General features: G+C 38.2%; 2 protein-coding genes. One reads left to right on the top strand and one right to left on the bottom strand.

The features are described 5' to 3' along the window. Nucleotides 1-2,230, bottom strand: a 2,230-nt coding sequence (locus ACOVQ4_RS13270; protein WP_421821115.1) for a DUF5916 domain-containing protein, incomplete at its 3' end; no start/stop codon positions are given. A gap of 484 nt (nucleotides 2,231-2,714) precedes the next feature. Here ACOVQ4_RS13270 and ACOVQ4_RS13265 point away from each other — a divergent pair. Then, nucleotides 2,715-4,127 (top strand): APC family permease, encoded by a 1,413-nt coding sequence (locus tag ACOVQ4_RS13265; RefSeq protein ID WP_421821114.1) that lies wholly within the window; start codon nucleotides 2,715-2,717, stop codon nucleotides 4,125-4,127. Nucleotides 4,128-4,156 lie beyond the last annotated feature (29 nt).

Here is a 4,156-nt window from a genome sequence, read left to right as displayed (position 1 = left end):
ACACATTCCACCAATACGTCATTTTCAAAACAATTGCTCGGTCTTTGATACCGAACGAATTAGGCACATAATTGTCGGTATATACCAAGAAAATATCCGATGCTGGTTTGTATCGCCATTGAATACGGGTATTGAGGTTTACATTTTTTTGCTGTTCGTTGTATTGAAAATACGTTGTCCAGTACAAATTATTAGTAAACGTAATATCTACTTTTGAACGAATCAAGAAAAATTTCGCTGACTGTTTAGATATAATATCATTGGCACTATTTGCAACCGATACATTGCGAATATCGTTATAATCGGCTCCTACCGAAAAGCTCACATACGGCTGAAAACGATATCCTATCAAGCCCGTAATACCCACTCGTGTACCATCGCCATAGTAACCACCCACACGCGTAGAGAGCGTGTAGGTTAGTAGTCGCTTAGACGTTGACACATAATCAAATCCCGCCGAATGCCACGAATGCTCGCTTTGATTGGCTACGTAATACTCTGAGGTATAAGGGTTTAATGGATTAAATTTGAATTGTAGTTTTACATAATCTCTGGCAGTCCAGAGGGTTAGAGCACTCCTATTTTTCATCTGAACTGCATAAGCAAATATATTGGTATAATCTGTCAATTTGCTATTGGTATTCCAATAATTGATAGATTCTACGGTCGGACCATGTACAAATACCTTACTAGTAGGGCTTTTGGGATACAGCAAATAAGTCAAGGCTGGATCTATTTTGAAATAACCCACACGAGGCACATATCCTACTTCGGCATTATAGTTTTTGCCTACGTATTCATGTTGCCATTGTATCACCCAGTGGGTGCCATTATGCGAGAGGCTAGTTGCTTGTACGAAGTCATCACCCGAGGCAGTATTAGTACTGCTTGTAGTTTTTGGTGTAAATGATTTTAGCACCAAAAACTTACCTGTCCACAAATTACTGGCAGAAGCTAGATTATATTCAAAACCAAGGTTACGATTGTATTTGGTATATCCTATATTTTTATTTTCGTCAAAATTGAGCGCTTCTTTATTCAAAAACATCAAACCTATATTTGACCTTGAAAATATTTTTTGTTGAAGCACCAAGGTCGAAAAGTTTTGTGTTGGTTTTCCCAACGCACTATTAGGGTCGGTTTGCATATTCATCAAACCAATACGCAAGTTATTATTGAGTTTTCCACTTAAACGAGCCCCAAATTGAATCGGCGAACCTAAACCTATCCTTCTGGAGAAAAATGGACGAATAGATTTGAATCCAAAATTGTTAAACAAATCGGAATTTTCGAGAAAAAACTGTCTTCTTTCAGGAAAAAACAGCTCAAAACGATCAAGATTGGTCACTTGCTGGTCGACATCTACTTGTGAAAAATCAGGGTTGACAGTCAAGTCCAAATTCAGTGCTGAAGACACTGCGATTTTGGCATCTAATCCAACGTCTTTTCTAATAGTAGCATCGCTACCCTTGGCGTAATCTTTGTTGACGCCCGTCAAGGCATACGGAATAATCGAGAAATTATTTTTGGGCGTTGGTGGTGGGGTATCCCATACCAACGAACCTGTATACGCCAAAGTAATACTAAAAAACTGCTTAGGAATTCGAGCCCAGGAAGACTTTTCATTAGATTTTAAATCCAAACGACTAAAGTTCATTCCCCAACGCGTTTCGCCAGCTTTATAACGCAGGGTTTTGAAAGGAATAGCAGCCTCCATCACCCAGTAGTCACCCATATATTTGGTGGCCGAATACCATTTATTATCCCAGTTTGGATTTAGGTTAGTTCCCTCCGAAATAATACCATCAAATTGCGCTCCTGCTGCATTTGTCCCAAAAACAAAGCCATTGGTTAGGTCATTGAAAGGCTCTAAAATCAACCAAAGGTTATCGTTATTTCCAAAGCTAAAGTCTCGTTTTAGGGATTCTACGATGTAGGATTTGTTTTTGATGGATTCATGGCAAATAGCGGCTACATACAAGAAATGTTCGTCGTAAGTAAAACGAAATTCCGTTTTGCCATTAGCCTTGGCGGTATCGGTAGGTGTAATCATCCAAAAATCACCGCCCAGTTGGGTATCTTTCCAAGCGGGGTCTTCGAGGCTGCCATCAATATGAATTTTCCCTGTTGCGGGCTTTATATGATATTGAGTCGATGCATTAATTTTTTGGCCTCGTATCGATAAAATGTTGATGAAAAAAATAGAAAGAAGTAGTAAAGTTTTCTTCACAGTTTGGCTGTTGTTAAATGTTAAGGTAATCTAGCAAAGGTAAAGTAATTACTGATAAATCTACGATATAAGTGTGATGCCTTGTAAGGGAATTACTCAAATAAAAAATACTTATAATACAAATGAAAAAACAAATAAATTAACACACTTCCAAATATTATTCTTCACTTATCTATTATTTCATCAGTAGTTATACATAAAAAGAATCTCAAATTTAAGCCAGCTTTTTCGAAATACCCTCACAATTCAAAGATTGTTTTTACCTTTCAATCATTTTCAAACCAATGGCTCTAAGGTTTTTCTAGCAAAGCTCTTGCTAAAGTATCTTGTATTCGGTAGAATTTGGAACTAAAGGGCTTATTGACTAATTTGTAAAAACTTGTTTTTCAGAAAAACAATCTTTCATATTGTTTTAGAAAACTTTAAGTCCATTTTTCACCAACTAAATTTTGTCTTATCTCCCCAATAACCCCAAAACCACCCTATGCAAAACTCCTCCGAAAATCAAGGAAAATTAGTACGTTCGATTGGTCTCTCCTCCGCTGTTGTCCTCGTAATCAGTTCTGTAATTGGTACTGGAGTATTCAAAAAAATTGCCCCCATGTCGGCCGAACTACAGTCGCCTGGACTTGTCCTTACCGCATGGTTGGTAGCGGGTTTAATTAGCTTGGCTGGTACGCTTAGCAATGCCGAAGTAGCAAGTATGTTGGCAGATTCGGGGGGAGATTTTGTGTACTATCGTAAAATTTATAATCGTTTTTTTGCCTTTCTTTTCGGCTGGACCAACTTTGCAGTGATTCGTACAGCATCCATTGCGTCTATTGCTTATGTGTTTGCGCAATCTTTGAATAGCTTGGTGCCTATTCCTAACTCGTCGCCCGAAATGAGCGAAATGAGTTTTTTAGGACTGCATTTTCTGGACAATTTAGGCATCAAGTTTATCGCTATTGCCCTAATCATCTTTCTAACCTATTTTAATACTAAAGGCTTAAAATTGGGCGAAAAACTCAGTAATACCCTCGTGACGCTGATGGTAATAGTGATGTTGGGTATTATCATTTTAGGGCTTACTTCGAGTGTAGGTAACTGGGATTATCTCAAACAAAATAGCGTCAAATTTAATCCAGAGGAAATGCAAGGCGGTACCTTGTTCAAAGCCTTGGCATTGGCATGTTTGAGTGCATTTTGGGGGTATGAAGGCTGGAATAGTGTGGGCTATATTGGTGGCGAAATCAAAAATCCACAAAGGAATCTTCCCTTAGCGCTAACCATCGGGATGATTATCATTATTGCGATGTATATGATGATGAACTTTGTGTATCTCTATATTTTACCAATTGACGAGTTTATCAAAATTCACGAGACCAAAAACGGCATTGGTGCTGTGGCGGTGGTTACGCATTTTCTTGGTTCGTATGGAGGAGTCTTGATTTCGTGTTTGATTTTGGTAACTACCTTCAATTGTACGAGTAGCACGATTTTGTTGGCTTCGCGTCTTTTTTATGCCATGGCGCACGAAAAAATGTTTTTCAAACAAGTGGACTATATTCATCCAAAATACAATACTCCATCAAAAGCCTTGACATTACAAGCAGTTTGGGCATCGTTATTGGTACTTTCGGGCACTTTCGACCAGCTGACAGATATGTTGATTTTTGCAGCCTTTATTTTTTATGGCGCTACAACATTTGGGGTATTTATTTTACGTAAAAAAATGCCAGATGCTCCACGTCCATACAAAGTAATCGCCTATCCATTTGTCCCTGCGATTTTTATACTTTTTTGTATTGTTCTGTTGGTAAATACCTTGATGGAGCGCCCAAACGAAGCCTTAATCGGTCTAGGCCTTATGGCAACTGGTCTGCCTTTTTATTTTTACTGGAAAAAGGGGGATTAATTTGGGAATTTGAAAATTTGAAAATTTGA

The sequence above is a fragment of the Flectobacillus sp. genome (genome assembly GCF_049240685.1).
In the GTDB taxonomy this organism is placed as follows: domain Bacteria; phylum Bacteroidota; class Bacteroidia; order Cytophagales; family Spirosomataceae; genus Flectobacillus.
Note: the sequence above shows the minus strand (reverse complement) of the source record. Positions and strands in the feature narration are given on the sequence as shown.

Coding starts and splice junctions, on each gene's coding strand:
- ACOVQ4_RS13265 (WP_421821114.1), top strand. CDS start 2,715: ATGCAAAACTCCTCCGAAAATCAAGGAAAATTAGTACGTTCGATTGGT.